We start from the raw sequence: 22,511 nt of genomic DNA, 5'->3' as shown, positions 1-22,511 counted from the left end.
CAGGCCGACTCTGAGAAGGTCGGTTGCAACCTCTTCGTTGCGAGCCTACCTATGAGGAATTGAAACCAGTAGATCTGGCGGTGTTTCATCTATACAGTAGGGTTGCGAGCCTACCTATGAGGAATTGAAACAATCCTAAGAATATCAAAATCGGCTATGCAATAAGGGTTGCGAGCCTACCTATGAGGAATTGAAACTACTGCCAAGTAGTCCTAAAACTGCTCCAAGTATCAGTTGCGAGCCTACCTATGAGGAATTGAAACGGCTACAACTGCAGGTGTAGGGTAAGGGCGCTGAGTGTTGCGAGCCTACCTATGAGGAATTGAAACCTGCCTGAATTGTCTTTTTCTCAAGCCTTCTTTGCTCGTTGCGAGCCTACCTATGAGGAATTGAAACTCTATGTATATAACTTTTGGATGTTTACCAAGCCTTGTTGCGAGCCTACCTATGAGGAATTGAAACCGCCGAGCAACCTCTCAACCTCTTTTCTTTCCAACCGTTGCGAGCCTACCTATGAGGAATTGAAACACATCCATTTTGCAATTTTCCTCTTGACAAAGCTATCGTTGCGAGCCTACCTATGAGGAATTGAAACGCGTTTGATCCAATCAGTTCTGAAGGCAAGCTTTAGCGTTGCGAGCCTACCTATGAGGAATTGAAACTTAAGAAAATCAATACCTTGCCACAAGACATCGCACGGTTGCGAGCCTACCTATGAGGAATTGAAACAATACCTTCCCTATGCCTTCACCCGTGAGGGGTGCAAGTTGCGAGCCTACCTATGAGGAATTGAAACAAGTCTCTAACAACAAAAAAAGCGCATCTGTGCCATGTTGCGAGCCTACCTATGAGGAATTGAAACCAACCAAAATGACAAGGTTACAACCAAAAATGAGGGTGTTGCGAGCCTACCTATGAGGAATTGAAACAAAAATTCTTTGATATTTCAGCCACAGGGGCTTTTTGTTGCGAGCCTACCTATGAGGAATTGAAACTGAAAAGGCCTTGCAAGAGCTGATTGATGGCTATAAGTTGCGAGCCTACCTATGAGGAATTGAAACTGTCATGAGGGACCTTTGTCCGTGGCATTATGACAGTTGCGAGCCTACCTATGAGGAATTGAAACTTTCTACCACCGTGCCAGTCACTTCGCTTGTGTTGTGTTGCGAGCCTACCTATGAGGAATTGAAACTTTGTTTGCTTTTTCATTTTTTCCCTCCTTGGTTTTGTTGCGAGCCTACCTATGAGGAATTGAAACTATTAATGGGGCGGACGGCAAATGGTTGCCGTATGCGTTGCGAGCCTACCTATGAGGAATTGAAACATCAGCTCTTGCAAGGCCTTCTCATAATAAAAGCTAAGTTGCGAGCCTACCTATGAGGAATTGAAACTTGCAATCAGGTGCTCCCTGAATGCCTGTATTTGTTTCGTTGCGAGCCTACCTATGAGGAATTGAAACAGAGAATTTCAAACGGACAAATTGTAGTAACAATTGTTGCGAGCCTACCTATGAGGAATTGAAACTCACAATCTGTGATAACCCTGATGCAATCAAATTTGTTGCGAGCCTACCTATGAGGAATTGAAACCAGGCTTTTTTTACCGTTTGATGGCTTACGCCGAGGTTGCGAGCCTACCTATGAGGAATTGAAACCCACGTATGCGTCCTTGTGCGCTTGACGCTTCCATCGTTGCGAGCCTACCTATGAGGAATTGAAACCAAGTATATACAAGCCCAACCCCCAAAGTCAAGGCCGTTGCGAGCCTACCTATGAGGAATTGAAACTCACAATCTGTGATAACCCTGATGCAATCAAATTTGTTGCGAGCCTACCTATGAGGAATTGAAACCAGGCTTTTTTTACCGTTTGATGGCTTACGCCGAGGTTGCGAGCCTACCTATGAGGAATTGAAACCCACGTATGCGTCCTTGTGCGCTTGACGCTTCCATCGTTGCGAGCCTACCTATGAGGAATTGAAACCAAGTATATACAAGCCCAACCCCCAAAGTCAAGGCCGTTGCGAGCCTACCTATGAGGAATTGAAACTCAAGGACATCCCTCAACCTTTTCTTTTCTGGAATAGTTGCGAGCCTACCTATGAGGAATTGAAACTTCTTGCTTTCGGGCTTGCTCTGCTGTAACTTAACAAAAGGTTTGAGAAAAAGTAACAGAGATTTGAGAATATTTAGTTAAAAAATATAGGATTCGGGATCAGGAGGGATTTTCCTGGAAATTTCTGGAACACTACATGTTTAGACTGGGGTTCTTGTTAAAACAGTTTCATAGAGTATATAAGATAAGCTTCTATATCCATTACAATGCTTCATATAGCCAATAAAGCTCATTATAGAGCTTTTAATTTTATTTAATGTTATTTCGCCTTCATTATAAAGTCTCATAAATTTTTTAAAACGCTTTTTTGCCCTCTTAATGTTTCTTTTTCTCGGTAATATATGCGTAGGCCAGATGCGATAGCCACAAAAGTCTATACCATGTCTCATGGGATAGATATGGGTTTTAGGATTGAGCTTTAACATAAGTTTTTCTGAAAGAAAGCTTTCTATCTCTGATAACAATGATTTGAGATATTGTTTATCATGATGAATAATAATAAAATCATCCATATATCTGACATAATATTTAACCCCGAGATAATCCTTAACAAAATGATCAAACATAGAAAGATACACGTTTGCAAATAACTGACTTGTCAAAGCACCAATTGGTAGCCCTATATCATCAATTCTCACAATCTTTTCAATAAGCCATAAGGTATCTTTACATGAAATTGTTCTTTTTATAATCTTCATCAATATATCATGATTTATACTTGGAAAATACTGGCTTATATCTGCCTTAAGCACATAACTGTTTCGTGGCAGTCTTCTCATAAATGCCTGGCATCTTTTAACCGCTGCATGTGTTCCTTTTGTTTTTCTGCACGCATAACTATCATATATAAACTTTCTCTCAAATAATGACTCTATTATATTACATATAGCATGATGGATCACTCTGTCTCTAAAACAGGGCGCTTGAATTAATCGTTTTTTGGGATCATATACATAAAATTCTCTAAATGGAGAAGGAATCCATGTTTTCCAGATAAGCTCATTTTGTAAAATAATAAGATTTTCCTCAAGGGTTGAAGAGAAAGTAAGAACCTCTTTTCTATATCTTTTGCCTTTACGGGCTTTTAAGTAGGCATCATATAAATTTTGAAAATCATAAATTTGCGGATACAAATTAGAATAAGTTATAGGCATTTAACCCCCGCCATTTTCAGCATTTGCTTACTCACCGCAGGGGTTTGTATATCTTTTCCCAATAAGGGAAGGACTAAGGATCTGACTTCACAAAGGAATGGACATAGCTCCGTAAAGCTGTGTCTCTGTATATAGTTGAAGTCACAGGCAAAGCGAGAGCCAATGTTCGGGTTCACGTTCCAGGGGTAGTTGTTCAGGTTCACCGTGCGAGAGCCAGCATAAGCGCCATCGTTCCAATTGCCGCCGCAAATATCCTTAGCCCTGAATGCTTTTAATCCATCCGCCGAGAATTTTCCCAATTTCTATTAGCCTTTCACAGCTATGGCTATATGATTTATGTGATAAATATCTTTTCTCGTGTGAGAATCTGAGAAGAAATTTTATCTCTTCAATTTTAACATCAATCTCATACATAACAGGCTTTTTATTATAAACCTTATTTGCCTTAACTGTTAATCTAATTGCATCAAGCACGCTATTTTTAAGCTGCGAACATAATGCAAATTTCTCAAATTTCGGGAATCTGTCTATTATTGGGAATAAATAAATCGCAAAGTCATATAATTTTTGATATAATTTCAAATTCTCCAAAACAGAACTCCAGAAAGCAGAATTCAGATTTACAACGAGTCACAGGCAAAGCGAGAGCCAATGATCGGGTCCACGTCCCAGGGGTAGTTGTTCAGGGCCACCGCGCGAGAGCCAGCATAAGCGCCATCGTGCCAATTGCCGCCGCAAACAAATTGAACTAAACCGTAATCATTTGGCAGATACAGTTGTCCAACTCCTTGTCCGCTCATAGGATTTCTCCATGCCCACGATGTGCTATCTTGCCTGATACTAAATTCATCAAGCCATTCCCACACATTACCAACACAGTCTATACAGTTCATAAGAGAAACAGCTCTTTCAACATATCCTGTGCTTTGTCTTTGAGTGTTAGATGTAGCTGTCCATGCATTCAGGTTATCGCTACTGTTTCCTTGAGGACTCCCATATGCGGCTCTGAGCCATTCTGCATATGTAAGCAGTCTTTTACCAGTTCTATGGGCAAGTTCAATAAAATTGTAGCCGTTTAACCCTTCTGTTCCTGTCAGCGGTGTGCTGTTGTATGTTGACTTCCCAGTCCCTGTAAGTAGTGGCGATCCATTTCCAGCTGAGAAAGTTATTGCTTCGTTTACACTTACAAGATATATATCTACCCACACACCAGCTCCAATATAAACCATGCCTTCTGGTGAGCATTTCGGTCTATGGACTAAATCCCATACACTATTTGGCACAACTACATTGTTTGTTACATCTGATGCTGTCATAGAGTTTCTTTTTCTCCCAAAATGAAACCCACCAATTTTTCTGCTATTGTTAGCATTGAATCCAGAAGGTGCAGTTGAGTTTAATGAGAGTAATAATAATCCGCTTGCGCTACCATTATCGCATAAATACACATAATAATCTTTACCAAACTGAAAACTACCAGTGTCAAGAGTTGTGATATTGACATCGCTTGTAAATTCATATACTTTCCAGACGGTGCCGTTGAACAAAGGGATAATAGTTCTTGCAAGCAACTTCACTCCATTTAGCTGAGAGTTAGGCTCAAGGTAATGGTCTCCACCGCCTGCACGGACATCGTGAGGTCGGCTTAAAAATGATGCGTTTAATGGATATGCTGATGAATCTTGCCATAAAAGTGCCATATTTTTATTTTATTCCTCCTTATATTTTTTTATTCTGAAAGCAAAACCCAAAGCTTTTCTATCTGGACGCCAGCCCAGATAGAATTCAACTTTTTTCCCTCTATACGAAACTCTATACGAAAAGAATGGTAATACAAGATTCCACCTCTGTTTTTGATTCCATATCTGGCTGTAATCGAGAGGATATTTCCGAAATCCTATTATATTCCAGAAAAAGTTATGCAATGGATTTCTGCAATACCATATAAGCTGCCTTAACCACTCACTGCGTTCTTTCATAAACCAACTGGGTGGATAGGGGTCATCGTCATTCCCAAATATTGCCCAGATAATTTTATTTTTTTTCAAAAATTTTACAATATCCATCACTCTAATTCTCTAATCAAGCTTTGTATTTCCTCTTTACTGAATCCCATCTGGACATAACGAGCATCAGGATTATCCTGCAATACATAACAATGATACTCAACAGAGCCATCTTCTTTTTTTACTTCGCAAACTCTTTCATTTGCTGCAGAAGTGTATCCTTCATTTACAATCTTAGAAAACTTATATACTTTTTCATCACTCAATAGGTCTTGCAGTTTCTTTTTCAACTCTCTCTTATCCAATTGCCCTTCTATAGCAAGTTCCATACAATTAAATACATCTTCTTTTGAATTCAACCATTTGGGCATCCCTTTCATTATACACCTCCTAATATAATCGCTTTTCCTTGCTGTGCTGTGCTAAATCGCACACGCAGTCTATTTTGAGAAATGATTACTATTTCCGAATACGGAATATCTGTCAACACAATAGCCTGCACAGTTGCTCCGCCACCACAATATACATTCTCCTGTCCACAATATATTCCAGCTCCACAAAATCCATCCATGTTCACCTGCTCTGTGTCTTCAGAATATGTTCGCACAACAGGATATGTGACACCAAGATTATGTAAAATATCCCATTCGGTGCTTGCAGATGATTGGGCATGCAAATATTTCTTTGCGTATTGAGCATGTTCATGATTCGTAATGGCATACTGTATTTGCTGAGGGATATTGTGTTCATCAGGAGAATTGCGGTGCGTGTTTAATTGCTGTCTGATATCCTGATGAGAAGATTGAGATTCGTTATGCTCTGCAATATCTTTTTTGGTTGCAATTACTACAGTATCATTTATCCATGCAGAGATATGCTCTGCGGTGGAGACAATAACAAATACATCTATAATGCTTTCAAGAACAATATTTCCACCCGCTGGGATATAATCTGCTTGCTCACCAGCATAACTTACTGCATAGAGTATCTCTCCAAGCTCAGTGTCTTGGGCAAAGATGCCAAGCTCACGGGCAAAAAATCCAGTCTGGATCTCGTTGTTCAAAAGCACTGCCCTGATTCGTGCTGTGCCGTTGCCTGTGATTTCTATGCCTTGTATCTGAATACTCTTTTTCTCTGATACAAGTGCCTCCATCTGTTCTGGAGCATGCGGCGTAGGCCAGACTCCATCACCAAGTGCAAGACGAGTAAATGTTAGTCGTGTGCCCTGTAATGCCTTTGCAAGCAGGTTAAGCCCTTTATTTGTTATGATTGTCCCCGAAAAGTTAGCCATTTGCTGCTCCTATCATCATATAGTTGCCCATGCGATAATAAAATCCTTCATGAGCCTGCGCAGGGCTTACATTTACTTCTGGCATGTTTGGTTGAATGATGTATCTACTGCCAAGCCACACTGTAGAGCCTGCATACAGCTTTCCCTCATGGCTGTGATGTGTGCCGATGCTGTCAAGCCAGCTTCGTTCGTTTTTGTAGTCGTATATATGCCTGAGGAGCTTTGTATATGTGTCTTCACTCTGAACAGGCTTTTGAATATAGACCCTAAACATATAGGGTTGTCCATCGTATTGAAACCACTCTGAAATATCTGCTTCATACCCACAAGCCTTGATTGCCTCTTTCACCGCCCAGGGTGTGCCTTTGTAGCGATGCAACTCAATTGCACGCTTAATCAGTGTACGCTTTTCTTTATCTGTCTCTGCAAGCTCCCAGCCTTCAATATGGAATTGCCAGGCGAGGTGGGGAAGGGCTGAGGAGTCTACATGGTCAATAATATAGATAAGAAGAGGCGTGAGGTCTATGCTGCCAAGTCTATCTATGAGTTCATTGAACGCCTCTGCGCTTAAATCTTTTATGCCTGCTGGAATAAGTCTTTTATCAGCCATCTACTGACCCCACTATGGTTAGTGTATATCCTGTGCAGTTTGCCCATTCGTTTTCTGCAAGAGTTCTGTCCTGCTCTGGAGCTATTAAATCGCATTTATATACCCCTGAAACGCTGTTTAAAAGTGCTATAATCTGTGTTCTCACTATGTCCATGCCAAGCTTTGATTTCATATTAGCTATATATTGCTTGATTTTTTCTTCACAAATCTTTTGAACAATTCCAGAATCTGTATTTATGTATAGCGTAAGCCTTGCATCTATTGAAAAATCTACCCGTGTAGGTGTAAGCACCTGAACGTAATCAGTTAGAGGGCGCACCCTTTCATGATTGAGTCCCTGAGATACAAGCTCAAGTATTTCATTTGATGGGTTGCCATCCTTCATAAGAGGATATATATTCACAACTCCAGGTGATGGAGATACTACAGCCACATCTACGATGTCCTGATGAGCTGTCATTGCCCAGAAACGATATGCGAGTTTTGGACCAGCGACTGAAAACTTCTCTGGAGCTTCCCTGATTCTCTGTCTCAATCTTTCATCATCCTCCCTGTCTACCCCCCCATAGGTGACTGAGATGTTTTCAACTTTCCCAATGTATGGAAGCGTAGATACTGGCGTATTGACATCTCCTCGCATATATCCGTTTGCGCCTGTGCCTGCTACGGTGCATGTTGCTGTTACATCTCCATATGTTTGCCCTGCCGTGATTGTGAGGTCTCTGTCTGTCTCAAATATATATTTGCCGTCCTTTGTTTCAACCTGTGTCCCTTCAGGGATTAGAAGGTCAAATGAGAGTGCCTCAGTGAGTGTAAATCTAAGTGTTGTCCTTGCTGGCTGTGCAGGAAGCCTTGTCACACCGAGCAGTTCGCCGAGATAATCAAGCATTGGATAGCGTGCAAATGCCAATAGATTCTGTTTTGCAGCCTCCTGTATACCAATACGAATAAGCATTTCTCTATAAGCAATCAGATCAATGATAAGACGCTCTATCTGGGCTGGATAAAGGGTTTTGCCAGTAAGTTGCTCATACAAAGAGATTAGCTCTCTTGTAACTTTTTCTGCATCACGCTCTATAAATTCTGGCTCTGGCAAACTCATACTATCACCTCCAGTAAAGTAGGCTCTTCTGAGCCCTTAAGCACCCATTCAATCTGTAAAATTACATTTGCCTGCTCCACTTTTGCACGAATGCTTTTAATCTCCACACGGGGCTCCCATGTGTTGACTGCATCTATTGCCTCACGAATTATATTCGGGATTGCCTCATTCACTGGATAGTCAATATATTTCCATATGTCTGAACCAAACTCAGGGCGATGTGGGTCACTTCGCTTTGGGGTTGAAAGGATGATCCTGATGCACTGGTTGATGTCTTCAATATTTTCAACAACCTCGCCAATCTCTCCGAGTTTTGGCTGAAAATCTACGCTTTCTATGTTATCTATTGTTTTCATCTTTTCTCCGGATAGATATACCAAACATTTTTGAATCAGGCCTCCAGCCAATATACATTTCCCAATGATTACCTTTAAAGGAAAAAAATGGTAACACTAAATTCCATTTTTGTTTTTTGTTCCAAATTTGAGAATAATCAATATTTTTCCCTCTAAAGCCTATCCAATAGGCACAAAAATTATGGAATGGGTTGCGGATAAAGTACCAATAAATAAAACCTTTTATTGAGCGATACTGAGATGGTAAACCATCATCAAAGTTTCCTAAAGGATTAATTTTATTGTTCCATAGTTTCAGCATTTTCTCTAACATATTTACCCTCCCTAATGGCTGTGATGATTGGTGTTGCCACCCTCGTCAATAATTGACCCTGTAACATATATATTTCCTTGCACTTCGAGATTGCCTATTAGCCTGAAATTACCCTCAAACCAGCCTTCAGCAGGTGAGCCACCCTTCATATTTATTGTAGGTGCCTGAATCGTGATATTGCTGGCACTCTTGATATATATTTGGCTCTGACAATCCAGATCGCATCTTCCTGTTGCTTTTACGTCAATATCTCCTTGTATTTCTGCTCTGAGTTTGTGCTTTGCCCTGTCGTACTCAATCCAGGTGCCATCTTCAAATTTGATGTGGCATTTGTCTTTGTTGCTGACCGGGACAGAATCAGCTGAAGAATATATTGCTCCAAGAACAACGCCTTCTTCAGCATTTTCATCAATCAGCACCGCAACATGCTCGCCTACATCGGGCATCCAGTATACCTTGTCTTTCAATGTCTTTTGCTTGAGCACTGCAAGCCAGTATGAAACCTCTCCATCCATGTCTGTATACTGTACTCTCACCATACCTCTTGATTCGTCAACCCCAACAACAACGCCGAACCTAAGCAACTCTTCTTACCTCCAGCTCTGTTTTGTATCCGTCCATTCTTGAGATTGTATGTTTCGCCGATTCAATGTGATATTTGCCGTTGAGTATGTATAACCCTGTAATTTCTATGTTTGAGCCTGCTACAAGTTTTGGATTTCCAATTATGACAATGCTTCCCTCTGTCTGCATTTTGTTTTTTGCCTTAAGATGTGCCTTTGCTTTTGCAATAGCCTGCTCTTTATTCTCAACTCTTTCATTGATCTTAAGAGTATCTCCCTTTGTAACGCCATCTGCATTAACTGTATGAGTAATAACTTTTTTTGTTTTTGGATCATGATACTGAACCTCACAGGCTTTATATAGTTCATAAGTCTTATCTCTAAAACTGAATGAAATCATGTCTTTTCTGTCTATGATATACACCACGCTCTGAGACTCAAGAGCTTCAATCTCATAGAAAACCAGCTTCCCATCAGTAATTTTGAATACATAGCCGTAGTCTTCCGCAAGTCTTTTTAAAAATGCTACGCCTCGCTCCTGTTTCTGTGTGATTCTTTTGATTTTTATGTCTTTTATTTCTCCTACGAGCTCGTATCCATGCTTTTTGGCTATCTCTTCTGCAATCTGCTTGAGTGTTTTGTTCTCGTATGCTTTTGTGTTTGCCTGTCTTAGCGCTTTTTTAATATTTGTTGCAAGCCCTTTAAGGCTCACCACGTCTGGTGGCGCTGAAAGCTCAATTTCGTCTATCTCAAAGCTTCCGCATGGAAGCAACTTTTCCCCTTCGTAGCCTATTTTAAGCGCGATAAGGTCGCCCTTCTGTGGATACCACGATGACTTCCAGAGGTGCTCTCTGTCTTCAAGCTGTATCTCTATCTCATCAGATTTGCCGTGCACATAGTCTGTGTATGTGACTGAAAGCGCATATGGTGTTATGTATGCTGTTATATCTTTTTTCTCATACTCTATGAAAAATAGAGGCTTTCTTACCTTTTCCACGGTGGGAGCTCCTCAATCGTGTCTTTTATCTCTATCACAGGAATTTTAAGTTTTATGCCAGATGGTAGCACTGGATAAATTGGTACATCGGGATTGGCAACTATGATTGGTTCATACATGGTTGCGTCTCCGTAAAAGTCGTATGCTATCAAATCCCAGCGATCTCCTTCTTTTGTTATGTATTCTATATACTGATTCATTGCCTAACTATTTTTTTAAATTCAATGCCTTCCTTGTTTTTTTCTGTAACAGTTGTGAATTCTGTTTTCTTTACTGTTTTCTTTTTCTGTTGTGCTTTCTTTTTTGCTTCTTTTTTGTATTCGAGCGGCCTATCCTGAACCCACTCTTTGAGCTTTAGCGTTGCCTCTATTGCCTGCACTGTGCCATCTTCAAATGTCTGTATAACTGTAGATGTGATCTCCTCTATCACATACTTGCCTTTATAAGCACCGCTTGCAAAGATGAAATCAAGCGGTTCGTATTTCTTCATTGCTTCTTTGATTTTTTTTAACTCCTCTTCGGGCTTGCAGAAGCCTGTATGAAGTGAAATTTTTATGGTGATCTCATCCAGAGCCTCACCAATGTACTGCAGTCTTGGTTTTCCTTCTATGACTTCATGCTCTGCATAATTGACCCTTGATGTGGACTCAAGGCTGTCAAAGTAGGTGATCAGGTCAAGCTGTATATCTCCAAGCCATGCATATCTTGCCATCAGTATGCCACCCTCTGGGCTTTAGCCTGTGCATCCTGAATAAGCTTGAGAAGCTCTGCCTGATGCTGTCTGAGCATTGCCATGAGATCCTCTTTTGCTTGAGCTACTGCTCCAGAGATGTTTATGCTCGGTGAGTAGTTTACTGTAATGTTTGATGCTCTTACTGCTTGAGCTGTGCCTGTAGCTTTCACTGGTTCAAGCACTTGCTTTACAGGTTGAATGAGTGGCTGCATTACTGCTTTCACTGGTTCAAGTACCTGCTTCATTGCAACTACAAGCGGTGATGCTTTCATCCCTTCAGCTATTGTCTCTATTAGCCTGATTTTATGCAGGTCTTTGAATGGTCCTTCTTTTGCAGGGCTGAAAGGCAGAAAGTTTCTTATCTTCTGCACGATGTTCTTTACAGCCTCAACAGGTTTCATTGCCACAGACTGAATGCCTTTCCAGAGCGTTTCTATGATCTTTTTGCCTGCGCTGAATAAGTCTATACCAAAAACATACTTAACAAGCTTGTTTAAAGCCATAATGGGCATTGTTATAGGATTGACCCACATAAAGACTTGCAAAAGCTTTTTCCAGTTTTCTCTGAGCCAGTTCCACGCTGAAGATAAGGCTTTTGATACCTTATCCCAATTTCTATAAAGCAGATATCCAGCTGCAACAAGAGCAGTAATACCAAGCAGTATCCACCCAATTGGATTTGTAAGCATGGCAACTGCTACAGCCCTAAGCCCTGCAATTGCAGTCACGCTGAAAACTCTGAAAGCAACGGTGATTGCTTTTAATGAAGATATCAATATCGGCGCTACTGCCTTTGCAAGACTGCCAAATATCATGAAACCTTTTATCGCTGCGCCTGAAAGCCTCAATACTACCGACAGCGCTATCCCCAGAGAGCCGAATACCATCAATGCTCCACCAAGAATTACAGCTCCTGATGATATTATTGTGGTAAGGGTTTTATGCTTTTCTGCAAAGTTTCCTATCGCCTCTGAGATGTTGTTTAGTGTATTTGCAAGCCACTTTAGCAATGGAGCGGCCCCTTTGCCGATTGCAGCAAGTGCGTTCTGAAATGTCCCTGTAAATGCTTCCCACATGTTTCTGAGTGTGCCAAGAGATTCCTCAACTCTTTTGTTTAAGCTTGCCTGCTCTTTCATCCTGTCAATCATTTGGTTGTAGCCTTCTATGCCTTTTGTCGCAATAATGTTTGCCACAGCCATTGCAGAGCCAGCGCCGAATATCGCCTTGAATACTTCCATTCTGACCGCATCTGGAAGCTCTTTGAGTTTGTCAAGCTGAACAATCAGATTCTCAATGCCTTTGAATTTGCCTGTCTGTTCATCTACAAAATTAAGCTGTATTCCAAACTGCGATAGCATTTGATTTGCCTTTGAAACACGCTCTATATCCATGCTCTGTCTTATCATGTCCGAGATTGCATTTCCAACTTCCATCCCTGTTCTTCCTGTCTTTATAAGCATCGCAACAAGAGAAGTTATGCTTTTTGATGCTTCAAGCCCTTGAATCCCGAGAGGCTGAAGTGTTCCTGCAAGGTCTGCAAAGACGTATCTCATCTCCTCAAGTTTAACGCCCTGATGTGCAACTCTCTGAATAATATCCATAAATGAGATTAACTCTTTATCTGCAATGCCAAGTGATTCTTTAAATTTTGCCACTGATATGGCAGCCTCTTCGTATGTAACCCCAAAGGGCTTTAGCACTGCACCGAGCTTTGCAGCTGCTTCAAGAGCTCCGCCTGCAATTGATTCCTCTGTAATTCCAAGTGCTTTCATATATGATGCCATCCTGTAGAAGTCAGAGGTTGTTCCTGGTAGTTCAGCTCCAAGTTTTGCAGCAATTTTGTTTATCTCTTCAAATTTTTCTGAGATTTCTCCTGTATCTTTCATAAGTGTGACTTTAAGCTGGGTAGAAGCATCTTCAAGCTCCATAAAAGCATCAATCGGTTTTTTCATGCTGTATAAAATTTGAGAGCCTGCAAAATATGAGGCTGTTCCAACCATAGCGAGCTTTTCTGATGTCTGTTTGATCTTTTCCTGAAGCCTACTGAAAGACTCAATAGCTTCTCCTGTGGCAGCCTTTAAGACTTTTGTCATCTTGTCATAGGCAACCAGAATTAACCCTATCTGGAGTGTTTTATCCATTTAAAATCTCCTCTATTGCTTCAGCTCTCTGCTGTTCATATTTTTTTGCCTCCTCTATCCAGAAAGCAATCTCTTCAATGCTCATTTTTTTTATTTCTGCAAGCGTCATTCCTGTTGTCTTGATCAGAAAAATTATATGCCCTGTTGTAGGGATAAAAAATCCCCTACAACCTCAGCCTGAATTGCAAGCACATCTTTTAGGTCCATCTCGAGCAAATCCTCATAGATTACTTTTTTGCCATCAATCTCAACAAGCTCTGCAATAAGGGCAAAAACTATTTCATCATTGTTTTTTGCCTTTCTCCATGCATTAAGTAGATCCTTACCTTTGCCTTCCCTGATTTTTGCTTTTTTACCACTTGGAAGTTTTATCTCTTTCATCTTATGCTCCTAAGTTCGCTTTGTATGTAGCGAGAATGTCTTCACCTTCCACTTTCCAGATGTTTGCAAAGGCATCTGCTTCAATGATGTCTTTGCCGTCAACCTGAAGTTTGTAGTAGCTCACGCTTAGCTCTGTCTCAACCTCTACATTGTCCTGGTGTTTGAATCCAAGACCGGGAAAATTTCTAAATTGTGCTGTCATAAACACAACTACAGGAACCTCATCAACCCTGCCAGTTGAGTCATGTGTTTCAAGGGATGCCCTTACCTGAATTGAGACAGCCTTATATGGGTTTGCAGCCTCTGTTAAAACCTCTGGATATAGGCTTCCCCATTTGATTTTAGCATCCATCTTTTCAATGCCTGCTGCGGTCTCTATTACGCCAAACATTCCAAGCCCCTTGTGTTCAACCATCTTTGCCTTGACCTGTGGCAGTGTAACCTCTTCGGCTCTGCCAAGAAAACTTATGCCGTTTACATACACATTTGCATTGTATAGCTTATTTACCTGAAGCTTGCTCATCTCTTACCTCCCTTATTGACTTCCCCCAAGCTTCTTAAGAAGCTCAATGTTTATAAAGCTTTCAAATGTAATTCTTTCAGCCGGAGTTGGTGGCATGAATTCAATATCAAAAGTGAGATGCCCAAGTGCAATCTCTGTATATGGATTCTTTGCCTTGTCAAACCAGCATCTGCCATCTATCAGAGCTCCTCTTGCTATGAGTGTTCTAATGAACATGTTTACGCTTTCGCAGATGGCATCAATCAATGCATCATTTATTGGAAAGTCTATGAACTGAAGCATGCTGTATTCAATGCTTTCATGAAGCACATCTGCTGTTCTGCGCACGTTGATGAAGTTCTTTGGATGCGTTACACTTGGCCACGCAGCTGAGCGGTTTCCCCACGTCCTCAGCCCTGTACCAAAGGAGTTGAATACCGTAACAATGCCCGCTTCGTTGAGCAGGTTTACTTCTGAGTTCGGATCATTGATCATTGCTGAGAGATTTCTCTCAACTCCTGTAATACCCTTTATCTCTGTATTGGATGGGCTCCACCAATAGCCTTTTTCAATGTCCTTTGCTGCTATCACTCCTGCAAGCCTCTGGCTGTATGGCTCAAGCCTTTCTGTGTCAGTTGCTGGATCATAGACTTTCAGGTGCGGGTAGCAGAGTATCATCCTTTCAGATGAAAAGTTGAAGTTGATTGAACCATTTGGACCTCTTCCAGCTATTGCCTGCTGAAATGTTGTTCCTGCTGGGGCATCAACTATTGCTACTGCCCTAATTGCTCCTGCCATAACATTCAGCTCTGTTGCTACACTTACCTGTGTGCAATAGACAGGTGCAATGAGAATCTTCGGGAAGAAGCCAAAGAGATTGTAGCAGTCTTTGAATGCCTGCATGCCGGTCCTATTGCCTGAAGCATCAGTCCCGCCTATAATATCAGATACTGTTACCTGCGAAGGATCTGGCTCATTTTGTGCATTTTTATGCACATCAGGATTAAATACGTTTACCACTATGACAATACCGCTTCCCTGATCAAATATTGCATCCAGTGCCTGCGGGATTGTGTAGCCTGTTTTCTGAGTGCCAAAGTATTTTGCCGCATCCCTATCATTCAATATTAAAACTGGTCTATTTACAGTTCTGTAATCGCTCTCAACATCCTGTATTGGAGCAGTTCCAACAAGACCTATCACTGCTGTTTTTACCGCCCTTATAGGTCTTGCACCTTTTTCAATCTCAATTGTTTCAACACCATGCAAGAAATTAGCTGGCATCTTCTTTTACCTCCTTTTTACCTTTAAACTGTTTTATTTCGTTTTTCTCTGCTACCTCTTTCAGGTATCCAATTGCTATCAGCGTTTTCACATAATCATTTTCCTCTGGAAGCTCTATCTCAGCACCGGGGAAAAGCAAAGCCTCTTTGCCATCGTTCAGTGTTACTCCCGATGGCGGACCCTGATACACATACTTAGCCATCATAGCCCTCCTTTTTTATTATCGTTGTATCATAATCATCTGTTGCTGTTATTTTTCTTAAAAGTACAGTTGTTTCTTTCTCTGTTGGCTCAACTGCAGGAGCTGTCAGAGTGAATGTAATGCTGTACTGCCATATCCCATTGTCCTCTGAAAGAAATTGTTCCTTCACTGGATACATCTTTGAGCAGCCTGTGATTCTATATCCCGTCAGCGCAATCCTCACTGCGTCAAGATATGCATATGCTCCTTCGTGTGTCCGTAGATGTCTCATGGCAACTGTGATATCAAACTCCATCTTTCTTTCCTGGACAATCGCATTCACACTTTGGGGCTCTGAAAATGTTGAGCCCGCATAACTCACGAGCAAGGCTCCTTTTGGATGTAGAAGCCTGTATTCTTTCGGCTTTTCTGGAAAGCCTGTGATTTCAAGCCCCTGTATCTTTGTTTTGAGCCTGTCAATTATTGCCTGCTCAATATCTGCTATGGTCATTGCAAAACCCCTTCAAGATATAGCTCTCGCTCTGCCTGTCTTCTCCTCACAAGCCCCTGAAGTTTCCTGCCACCTGCATAGACCCATTTGAGGAATTCATCCGCTGCATCAAGAAGATCACCTCTTAAAATCTTTCTTCTCAGCGTGGATGCTTTCAGAGCATAAAGTCCAACATTGTATGCAAAACTTGTTAAGGCATCTATCTGTTGAGGCTGAAGGCTGAAGGCTACAGGCTGAAGGAGTGAGATAACTGCCTTCTCGTATTTTGAGAGATCCTGTCTGAGGAGCTCCTCTGCCTGCTCCATTGTAATTCCCTTCGCAAACATTTCCCTCTCCTCTGGCCTGACCACATGGCCGTACCCAATAGTTAGATACCCTGCAGGGCAGAGATATACTGTAGGGCTATAGCCCTCAAAGCGTTTTATGAGCTCAATGCCTCTTTCAGTCATATTCTTTTGAAAGTCCTGCTGAACGCTCTACCACCAAACCAGAACATGACCACTGCTGCAACGAATTCATTGTCTGCCTCTGTCCATATCTGAGGGAGCACCTCAAGATTGCCTCCTGCTATCTGCCAGCTTGCATATTTGACCATAAGCCAGCAAGCTATGACTAAGTATGTGAGAGTAGGCCTCACTGTCTGATTGTAAAATGCACCTATAACCTGCAAAAGGTCTATCCAGAAATTACCGGTTGGCTTCACATCTGTTGGTGCATAGCGATATGCCTCTTTGTCAAGCTCCAGCGTTGCTAAAGCCCTTGCTTCCTGAATGCGAGCCTCAATCATCTCTCGCTGGTACTGCATCTGAAGCTCAAGCATCTCTTTTTCATGCTTATGGTCCTGTCGTTCTTTGAAAATCTTAATTCCTTCAGGGATTATTGCCCCTAACAGCCCCAGAATTGTACCGAGTATCATATCAAATCTCCTTCATTGTCACTGACAAAAAAATTTAACATAATATTTTTTATCAATTTTTTAAATGCCATTTAATACCCTCTTAAACCCCCTTTAAAAGGCATTTAAAACTTTAAAATGTCCACTTTTTAAAATCGCTTCGTAGAATCGCTTATAAGCCTCTTTTTTTACCTGACCCATACTCTGATATCCCCCTTCAAATTAAAACCTCTCTAAAAGCGTTTTATTGAAAAATCTGTCCTCTTCAGTTTTATTGCTCTGATAGTATCCCTGACCCGGCGACTTATCTGTTTCTATGCCAAGCTGAACTTTGCCTTGCTGAATCTGCTCAAGAAGTCTGATGATCTCTTTGCGCCTGTCAATCATGCTCTGTGGCATCTCAAGCTCAAACCGTCTTGAATACAGATGAAATACAGCCATGTCAACTGCAAGCCTTCTGATTAGCTCTGGAACAGGGTCAAGAGGGACAGAGTATCTGCCCCTCAAGTAGCCGTCTATCAGCTGCCCCGCATATGCTATGGCTTCATCTATCTTTTCTTCATCTATCACCCCCATTCCATTGTCATCAGTAAGCTGTATGAGATTTTCTTCAGGAATCGCTTTTATGAGATCGTTAAGCGTGCAGTAGCTCATTGTTCAGCTATCCTCCAGCCTCCCTTTTTATAGTCTTCAACCATGTCAGGATGCACATCTGCTGTTTTTGGCTCTACATCGCCATCACGAATCATTTTTACAAGCTTTTTTTCAGCAAGATTTTCAGCTTCATCAATATTTTCATCCCTCTTTTTAGCCATTTTTATCCTCCTTACCCAAGAAGCAGAGCTATATGCTCTTTTTTCACCGCCTTGACTCCCCATGCAAGACCCACTTCATAGGCTATACGCCTGTACTGGCGATATAAGGCAATCTGAAATGAGATACCTGATACAGGATCAGTGACAGTTATGACATCGTCTGCAGCGTCTCCTCCCGCCGGCATGGCTGGCACTCTGCAGAGAAGATGTATTGCTGATTTTGCAAATGCCATGTTGCATGTATGGTTGCCTACTATGTTTACTGCTGTATTGTCTGCAACTGCTGTGAGCAAACCAGGTGGTGCAATGGTAAATGTTCCACCGGAAAGACCACTGGTTACAACATACTTTGTTGGATCGCTGCCAAATGTTACCACGTCTCCTGCAAGTATTGTTCCGCTGCCAGTGTCAACAGGAATGACTGTGGTTCCTGCTGGAAGCCCGCTTGGAGCATTTACAAGATATCCGCTGCCTGTTCCCTTAGTGTGTGTCTTTACCTGTGCAGACTCTCTAATCTGAAATCCAAAGACATCTAAAAGCACCCCACGCCTTAACGTGTCTGTTGAGCCTGCCTCATTTGCCTTTGTGAGTTGCCCGAGACTTCTTAATTTTGCACCCGCTGTAGTATCTATGACGAGCTGAAGTTCACTCATTGGTGCTCCGTTGTCAGCCAGTATTTTCCTGACCTGTGCCAAATCTTCAAGGTTGTTTCCAAATGGTGTTGTTCCTGCTGTACCGTATGCACGGGAGGCATTTATATATAAGGCAGCAAGGTCTGCTTCAACTTCATTTACGAGCGTCCGCATGGCCTGGGCAAATTGCGCCTGAAGAAGCGATTCATATAGATTAGCTGTATTAAGTCCTTTAATTTCTTCACCTTCCCAGTAGAATGTGACACTACGAACCTTAGTAATTGACATTGAGTCAGTACCAACTGTTGTAGCAGCAGGATTAGGTCCTGTTGCCGCAGGTACTATATCTGATGCGCTATAAGCATTTGTAACAGGGTATGTAATTGTCTGGTCTTTTTTTACCTGATCAGCTGCAGCATTCAGAAAAACAGATGGTATAAACCCCACCAGCTCCCTTGATACAACATCGAGAGCCTTGTAGATTGTTGGAATTAATCCTGTTAGTGTATTAGCCATATTATCCTCCTCCTTATAAAATTATTCCGCCAGATTTTATATATTCATATTTGGCCTGTGCGTCCATTGCCTCAAATTCCTGTCTTGATATTGATTTAGAGCCTGTTTTGTCTTTCTTTGCAATCTCCTCAAAGCTGATCACCTTCGGCATTGATGTGAGAAACTCTTTGAATGCTACCTCAGCAGGCTTTTTACCTTCTGAAAACTCATGTTCTCCAACTGCATGCAATATCTCCATCAGTTCAATCACTTTTGTTTTCCATGCTGGAAGCATCTTTCCTTCACGGATGAGTTCCTCACAAAATGATTCGTACTGATTGCGCCTCTTTTCCTTCTCAATCTTTTCAATCTCTGCTTTGAGTCTTGCTATTTCTTCATCCTTTGCCTTGTCTTTCTCAGCAAACTCAGCAAGTAGCCTCTCTTTTTCTTTGAGCTGAGCCTCCAGCTCTTTGAGTTTTTCTTCCATATCCTCCTCCTTTAGTTGTATGTTGTGCTCTTTAGCCCATTGTATGGCTGTATCCGGGAGGCAGTCCTCCCAGCCGTATTTTTTTGCTATCTTTATGATGTTTCTACGAATCTGATCAGGATTTTCTGCCTGCCCTGCAAGTTTCCACGCATCAGAGACATCTTCACATGATGCTATTGGAAAGCTTCTATTTGGTCCTGCAAATGCTCCCTTTAGCTGTCCTTTTGCAAGTTTTTCTCTGTCGTCAGCTGTCCAGTCCCTGAAGTTTAGTTCATACTCGGTATATTGAGAGTCTGAAAACTGTGGTGGCGTAAGCCCTTTTACAGCTGGCGGCGTAGCACCAAGAAACCCGATATGTCTGAGAAGTAGATCAGGATACAGACTTATTGAGACCTTTTTATACAGCCCCTGACGCACCCAGTCAACAAACTCCTGCACTGTTGGCCTTATCTTTGCCCAGATGCTTTTGCCACGTCTCTCAAGTTGCTCCACCCAGCCATACGCCGGAGCATTGTCTTTTGGATGCCCTATTACAACAGGAGCTTCGTGCTCTTTCTGTGAGTTGTATTTTTGAACAATTTTGTCAAGGTCTTCCTCTGTCCATGTACGGGTGTTTCCAGCTGAGTCAGTCCATGTGCCTGCTCTGAATACTTCTATCTGCAATATCTCACCTCCCGCAGATATTTTCTTTAGCATAAATAAAGAAAATGCTCGTAATCTTTTGAACAGTTCAAAAGATTGCCTCAGAAGAAAATAGCTACTCTAAAAAGAAAAAAGGAGAGTCCAATGAATGAACTGCCATTTTTTATTGAGCTTGTCAAATATGTAGGCTTTCCTGCATTGATTTTTATCGTGTTTTTTATATATCACAAGGCACAGACAAAAATTCTCATGCAAATCATTGAAAATATGGAGGACAGAGAAAGAGCACAGCAGGAATATCTGCAGCAACAGTTAGAGACACTGCAATGGATGGTCAGCTCTGTATCAAGGATTGAATATAAAATTGACACGGGGATGCAATGTCCCCTTAAGAAGGAGATGGTTAAATGAGCGAAAGAGTAATGCTAAAAGGCTACCTTGCAGATGCAAGGAAACGCTACAGGGAAAAAGACCTTGAAGCAAGCGGGTTACTTGTGGCAATCAGGAATCTGCTCAATCCATACGAGGAAGACATGACGCTGATTGACTCTGAAAAGGCTCTCATTATGATGCAGAGACTGAATGAATGCATCTCTGACATGAAAGAGCTTAAAGAAAAAATAGCAAAACTGGAAAGAGAGCTAAATGGCTAAAAAACATCTGTATTTCAACGAAGCTGAACGCCTCTATGTTGTTGAACAGTGCACAATCTCTGAGATTGCATCACGACTGAAGCTTGGGGAAAAAACTGTCAGGCTATGGAAAGAAGAAGGGGATTGGGAAAGAAAAAAAGCACAGTTTTTAAAGGAAAAGCAAAGCCTGAGTGAAGAACTTTTTGTCTTTGCCAGGAAACTCGCACGCTCAATAATGGATGACTGGGATAAAGGAGAAAAGGTTGACCCAGGAAGGCTGTATGCACTTGCAAGAATCCTGCCTCTCATCATGAAGGCAAAGGACTTTGAAACTGCAATAGCTGAAAAGAAAGAGCAGGTCAATATTGAAGAAGTCCTTAAGAAAGCTCTTTCCGAAGCATTCGGTGAGTCATGAGCTTCAAGCTTTATCCATACCAGGAGCGCTGGATAAAAGATAAATCAAGGCTAAAAATCTGGCTTGCTGCAAGACAGATTGGAAAGACAACTTCTCTTTGCTTTGAAGCACTGAAATTTGCAACTGAAAAACGATGTTCAATTCTGATCCTTTCAACAACCGAAAGGCAGTCTATGGAAGTCATGGACAGGATTGCCTCTCTGCTTGATGTATTTAAAAAAGTTATAGATCTCAGGCTTATCCGTGAGTCCCGCTCAGAGATAATGCTTCCCAATCGTTCTAAGATAGTTGCTTTGCCTGCCTCTCCCACGACAGTTCGTGGATATTCCGGTCATGTCTTCCTTGATGAGTTTGCCTTTCACAAGGACAGCAAAGCCATATGGACTGCCATGCTTCCAATCATCTCTAAAGGCTACTCCGTGCGTGTGGTCTCCACCCCGGCTGGCAAATCGGGCAAATTCTATGAGCTCTGGGAGAACGCTACCCAGCTTGGCTTCAGCAAGCACAAAGTAACAATTTATGATGCAATTAATGAGGGCTTAAACATAGATTTAGAGATGTTTAAACGCACAATGGATGCTGATGCCTTTGCTCAGGAGTTTGAGTGTGAGTTTATAGACGAAGCATTCAGCTACTTCCCGCTTGAGATGATCCTTAATGCCGTATCCTCAGAGTGTGACAGCTGGGATGGCATAAAGAGAGGAATATTTTACATGGGCATTGACATCGGAAGAAAAAGAGACATCACCGCTATCGTGGTCGTTGAAAAACTTGGCGATGTCTTTTATGTAAGGCACATTGATGAAATGTATAAAGAAAACTTTGAGGCTCAAAGGCTTAAGATAGAGATGCTTAAAAACACTTATCAGCCACATAGAATATGCATAGATTCAACAGGTCTTGGAATGCAACTTGCAGAAGAGCTTCAGAGAAAATATGGCTCTACTGTTGAGTCTGTTACATTCACCCAGCCTGTTAAAGAAAGCCTTGTTACCTATACAAGAATGCTCTTTGAAAAAAATGCCCTCAAAATCATGAGCCATCAGGGGCTTATCAGAGACATACACAGCATTAAAAAGTATGTCACCGAAGCTGGCAATATAAGATATGACGCAGACAGAACAGAATCTGAAGGGCATGGAGACTATTTCTGGGCATTGGCTCTGGCTGTACATGCAGGAGCAAAACCGTCCGAGATGCCATACATTGCTAGCCGTTCAAGGCGTCAGGCATTAGAACTTACAAGAGGATATTAGGAG

30 protein-coding genes and 1 CRISPR repeat array (1 of these 31 cut by a window edge) are annotated in these 22,511 nt (G+C 41.7%); of the genes, 4 read left to right on the top strand and 26 right to left on the bottom strand.

Annotated elements, in window-relative coordinates:
* A CRISPR array of direct repeats spans window positions 1-2,114; the repeat unit is 30 nt; unit sequence GTTGCGAGCCTACCTATGAGGAATTGAAAC (it extends 1,093 nt beyond the left edge of the window).
* 140 nt (window positions 2,115-2,254) lie between these two features.
* The 26 genes from ACZ430_RS03105 to ACZ430_RS02980 all read right to left on the bottom strand — a co-directional run bounded on the left by ACZ430_RS03105 (window position 2,255) and on the right by ACZ430_RS02980 (window position 20,226).
* Window positions 2,255-3,268: a reverse transcriptase domain-containing protein gene (locus ACZ430_RS03105; RefSeq protein WP_464910686.1), complete on the bottom strand. Its 1,014-nt coding sequence runs from the start codon at window positions 3,266-3,268 to the stop codon at window positions 2,255-2,257.
* 255 nt (window positions 3,269-3,523) lie between these two features.
* A complete protein-coding gene (gene avd, locus ACZ430_RS03100; RefSeq protein WP_464910685.1) occupies window positions 3,524-3,859 on the bottom strand; it encodes a diversity-generating retroelement protein Avd in 336 nt (111 codons plus the stop codon).
* Window positions 3,860-3,888: 29 nt separating this feature from the next.
* Complete coding sequence (locus tag ACZ430_RS03095; RefSeq protein WP_464910684.1) at window positions 3,889-4,968, bottom strand: phage major tropism determinant; 1,080 nt, start codon at window positions 4,966-4,968, stop codon at window positions 3,889-3,891.
* Between the two features lie 9 nt (window positions 4,969-4,977).
* On the bottom strand, window positions 4,978-5,334 hold the full coding sequence (locus ACZ430_RS03090; RefSeq protein WP_464910683.1) for a hypothetical protein: 357 nt from the start codon (window positions 5,332-5,334) through the stop codon (window positions 4,978-4,980).
* Entirely contained in the window at window positions 5,334-5,654 is a 321-nt protein-coding gene (locus tag ACZ430_RS03085) for a hypothetical protein (RefSeq protein ID WP_464910682.1), read from the bottom strand. The genes ACZ430_RS03090 and ACZ430_RS03085 overlap by 1 nt, the downstream gene beginning before the upstream one ends.
* Window positions 5,654-6,565, bottom strand: coding sequence for a phage tail-collar fiber domain-containing protein (locus ACZ430_RS03080; RefSeq protein ID WP_464910681.1), 912 nt, complete (start codon window positions 6,563-6,565; stop codon window positions 5,654-5,656). The genes ACZ430_RS03085 and ACZ430_RS03080 overlap by 1 nt, the downstream gene beginning before the upstream one ends.
* Window positions 6,558-7,175, bottom strand: a complete 618-nt coding sequence (locus tag ACZ430_RS03075; protein ID WP_464910680.1) for a phage tail protein I — start codon at window positions 7,173-7,175, stop codon at window positions 6,558-6,560. Before ACZ430_RS03075 ends, ACZ430_RS03080 begins: the two co-directional genes overlap by 8 nt.
* Entirely contained in the window at window positions 7,168-8,277 is a 1,110-nt protein-coding gene (locus tag ACZ430_RS03070; protein WP_464910679.1) for a baseplate assembly protein, read from the bottom strand. Before ACZ430_RS03070 ends, ACZ430_RS03075 begins: the two co-directional genes overlap by 8 nt.
* Window positions 8,274-8,633, bottom strand: a complete 360-nt coding sequence (locus ACZ430_RS03065; protein WP_464910678.1) for a GPW/gp25 family protein — start codon at window positions 8,631-8,633, stop codon at window positions 8,274-8,276. The genes ACZ430_RS03070 and ACZ430_RS03065 overlap by 4 nt, the downstream gene beginning before the upstream one ends.
* Window positions 8,617-8,946 carry a hypothetical protein gene (locus ACZ430_RS03060; protein ID WP_068860577.1) on the bottom strand — a complete coding sequence of 110 codons (330 nt, stop codon included), beginning with the start codon at window positions 8,944-8,946 and terminating at the stop codon, window positions 8,617-8,619. Before ACZ430_RS03060 ends, ACZ430_RS03065 begins: the two co-directional genes overlap by 17 nt.
* Window positions 8,947-8,957: 11 nt before the next feature.
* Window positions 8,958-9,530 carry a phage baseplate assembly protein V gene (locus ACZ430_RS03055; protein ID WP_464910677.1) on the bottom strand — a complete coding sequence of 191 codons (573 nt, stop codon included), beginning with the start codon at window positions 9,528-9,530 and terminating at the stop codon, window positions 8,958-8,960.
* Window positions 9,523-10,506 (bottom strand): phage late control D family protein, encoded by a 984-nt coding sequence (locus ACZ430_RS03050; RefSeq protein WP_464910676.1) that lies wholly within the window; start codon window positions 10,504-10,506, stop codon window positions 9,523-9,525. Before ACZ430_RS03050 ends, ACZ430_RS03055 begins: the two co-directional genes overlap by 8 nt.
* Window positions 10,494-10,706 carry a tail protein X gene (locus ACZ430_RS03045; RefSeq protein ID WP_464910675.1) on the bottom strand — a complete coding sequence of 71 codons (213 nt, stop codon included), beginning with the start codon at window positions 10,704-10,706 and terminating at the stop codon, window positions 10,494-10,496. Before ACZ430_RS03045 ends, ACZ430_RS03050 begins: the two co-directional genes overlap by 13 nt.
* Window positions 10,703-11,218 carry a phage tail protein gene (locus ACZ430_RS03040; RefSeq protein WP_464910674.1) on the bottom strand — a complete coding sequence of 172 codons (516 nt, stop codon included), beginning with the start codon at window positions 11,216-11,218 and terminating at the stop codon, window positions 10,703-10,705. Before ACZ430_RS03040 ends, ACZ430_RS03045 begins: the two co-directional genes overlap by 4 nt.
* Window positions 11,218-13,380 carry a phage tail tape measure protein gene (locus ACZ430_RS03035; RefSeq protein ID WP_464910673.1) on the bottom strand — a complete coding sequence of 721 codons (2,163 nt, stop codon included), beginning with the start codon at window positions 13,378-13,380 and terminating at the stop codon, window positions 11,218-11,220. Before ACZ430_RS03035 ends, ACZ430_RS03040 begins: the two co-directional genes overlap by 1 nt.
* Window positions 13,381-13,512: 132 nt before the next feature.
* Window positions 13,513-13,761: a hypothetical protein gene (locus ACZ430_RS03030; RefSeq protein ID WP_068861775.1), complete on the bottom strand. Its 249-nt coding sequence runs from the start codon at window positions 13,759-13,761 to the stop codon at window positions 13,513-13,515.
* Window position 13,762: 1 nt separating this feature from the next.
* A complete protein-coding gene (locus ACZ430_RS03025; protein WP_464910672.1) occupies window positions 13,763-14,284 on the bottom strand; it encodes a phage major tail tube protein in 522 nt (173 codons plus the stop codon).
* Between the two features lie 12 nt (window positions 14,285-14,296).
* The gene (locus tag ACZ430_RS03020) at window positions 14,297-15,547 is read right to left on the bottom strand and encodes a phage tail sheath subtilisin-like domain-containing protein (protein ID WP_281321233.1); all 1,251 of its coding nucleotides are present in this window, start codon (window positions 15,545-15,547) and stop codon (window positions 14,297-14,299) included.
* Window positions 15,537-15,749, bottom strand: coding sequence for a hypothetical protein (locus ACZ430_RS03015; RefSeq protein ID WP_068861421.1), 213 nt, complete (start codon window positions 15,747-15,749; stop codon window positions 15,537-15,539). Before ACZ430_RS03015 ends, ACZ430_RS03020 begins: the two co-directional genes overlap by 11 nt.
* A complete protein-coding gene (locus ACZ430_RS03010; RefSeq protein ID WP_068861422.1) occupies window positions 15,742-16,239 on the bottom strand; it encodes a Gp37 family protein in 498 nt (165 codons plus the stop codon). The genes ACZ430_RS03015 and ACZ430_RS03010 overlap by 8 nt, the downstream gene beginning before the upstream one ends.
* Window positions 16,236-16,688, bottom strand: coding sequence for a lysozyme (locus ACZ430_RS03005; protein ID WP_068861423.1), 453 nt, complete (start codon window positions 16,686-16,688; stop codon window positions 16,236-16,238). The genes ACZ430_RS03010 and ACZ430_RS03005 overlap by 4 nt, the downstream gene beginning before the upstream one ends.
* Window positions 16,685-17,155, bottom strand: a complete 471-nt coding sequence (locus ACZ430_RS03000; RefSeq protein ID WP_464910671.1) for a hypothetical protein — start codon at window positions 17,153-17,155, stop codon at window positions 16,685-16,687. Before ACZ430_RS03000 ends, ACZ430_RS03005 begins: the two co-directional genes overlap by 4 nt.
* A gap of 201 nt (window positions 17,156-17,356) precedes the next feature.
* Window positions 17,357-17,788: a gp436 family protein gene (locus ACZ430_RS02995; protein WP_068861425.1), complete on the bottom strand. Its 432-nt coding sequence runs from the start codon at window positions 17,786-17,788 to the stop codon at window positions 17,357-17,359.
* Window positions 17,785-17,949: a hypothetical protein gene (locus tag ACZ430_RS02990; RefSeq protein ID WP_159426696.1), complete on the bottom strand. Its 165-nt coding sequence runs from the start codon at window positions 17,947-17,949 to the stop codon at window positions 17,785-17,787. Before ACZ430_RS02990 ends, ACZ430_RS02995 begins: the two co-directional genes overlap by 4 nt.
* Before the next feature lie 11 nt (window positions 17,950-17,960).
* Window positions 17,961-19,097 carry a major capsid protein gene (locus ACZ430_RS02985; protein ID WP_464910670.1) on the bottom strand — a complete coding sequence of 379 codons (1,137 nt, stop codon included), beginning with the start codon at window positions 19,095-19,097 and terminating at the stop codon, window positions 17,961-17,963.
* 13 nt (window positions 19,098-19,110) lie between these two features.
* On the bottom strand, window positions 19,111-20,226 hold the full coding sequence (locus ACZ430_RS02980) for a hypothetical protein (protein WP_068861427.1): 1,116 nt from the start codon (window positions 20,224-20,226) through the stop codon (window positions 19,111-19,113).
* Between the two features lie 123 nt (window positions 20,227-20,349).
* Between ACZ430_RS02980 and ACZ430_RS02975 the strand changes: the two genes are divergently transcribed.
* From ACZ430_RS02975 to ACZ430_RS02960, 4 genes are read left to right on the top strand one after another with little or no spacing between them, the layout of a single operon-like run.
* Window positions 20,350-20,616, top strand: coding sequence for a hypothetical protein (locus tag ACZ430_RS02975; protein WP_281321232.1), 267 nt, complete (start codon window positions 20,350-20,352; stop codon window positions 20,614-20,616).
* Window positions 20,613-20,858, top strand: coding sequence for a hypothetical protein (locus ACZ430_RS02970; RefSeq protein ID WP_068861429.1), 246 nt, complete (start codon window positions 20,613-20,615; stop codon window positions 20,856-20,858). Before ACZ430_RS02975 ends, ACZ430_RS02970 begins: the two co-directional genes overlap by 4 nt.
* On the top strand, window positions 20,851-21,252 hold the full coding sequence (locus ACZ430_RS02965) for a hypothetical protein (RefSeq protein ID WP_464910669.1): 402 nt from the start codon (window positions 20,851-20,853) through the stop codon (window positions 21,250-21,252). The genes ACZ430_RS02970 and ACZ430_RS02965 overlap by 8 nt, the downstream gene beginning before the upstream one ends.
* Window positions 21,249-22,508, top strand: a complete 1,260-nt coding sequence (locus tag ACZ430_RS02960) for a terminase large subunit domain-containing protein (RefSeq protein ID WP_464910668.1) — start codon at window positions 21,249-21,251, stop codon at window positions 22,506-22,508. Before ACZ430_RS02965 ends, ACZ430_RS02960 begins: the two co-directional genes overlap by 4 nt.
* Window positions 22,509-22,511: the final 3 nt, after the last annotated feature.

Source organism: Thermodesulfovibrio sp. TK500a (genome assembly GCF_055381765.1).
Note: the sequence above shows the minus strand (reverse complement) of the source record. Positions and strands in the feature narration are given on the sequence as shown.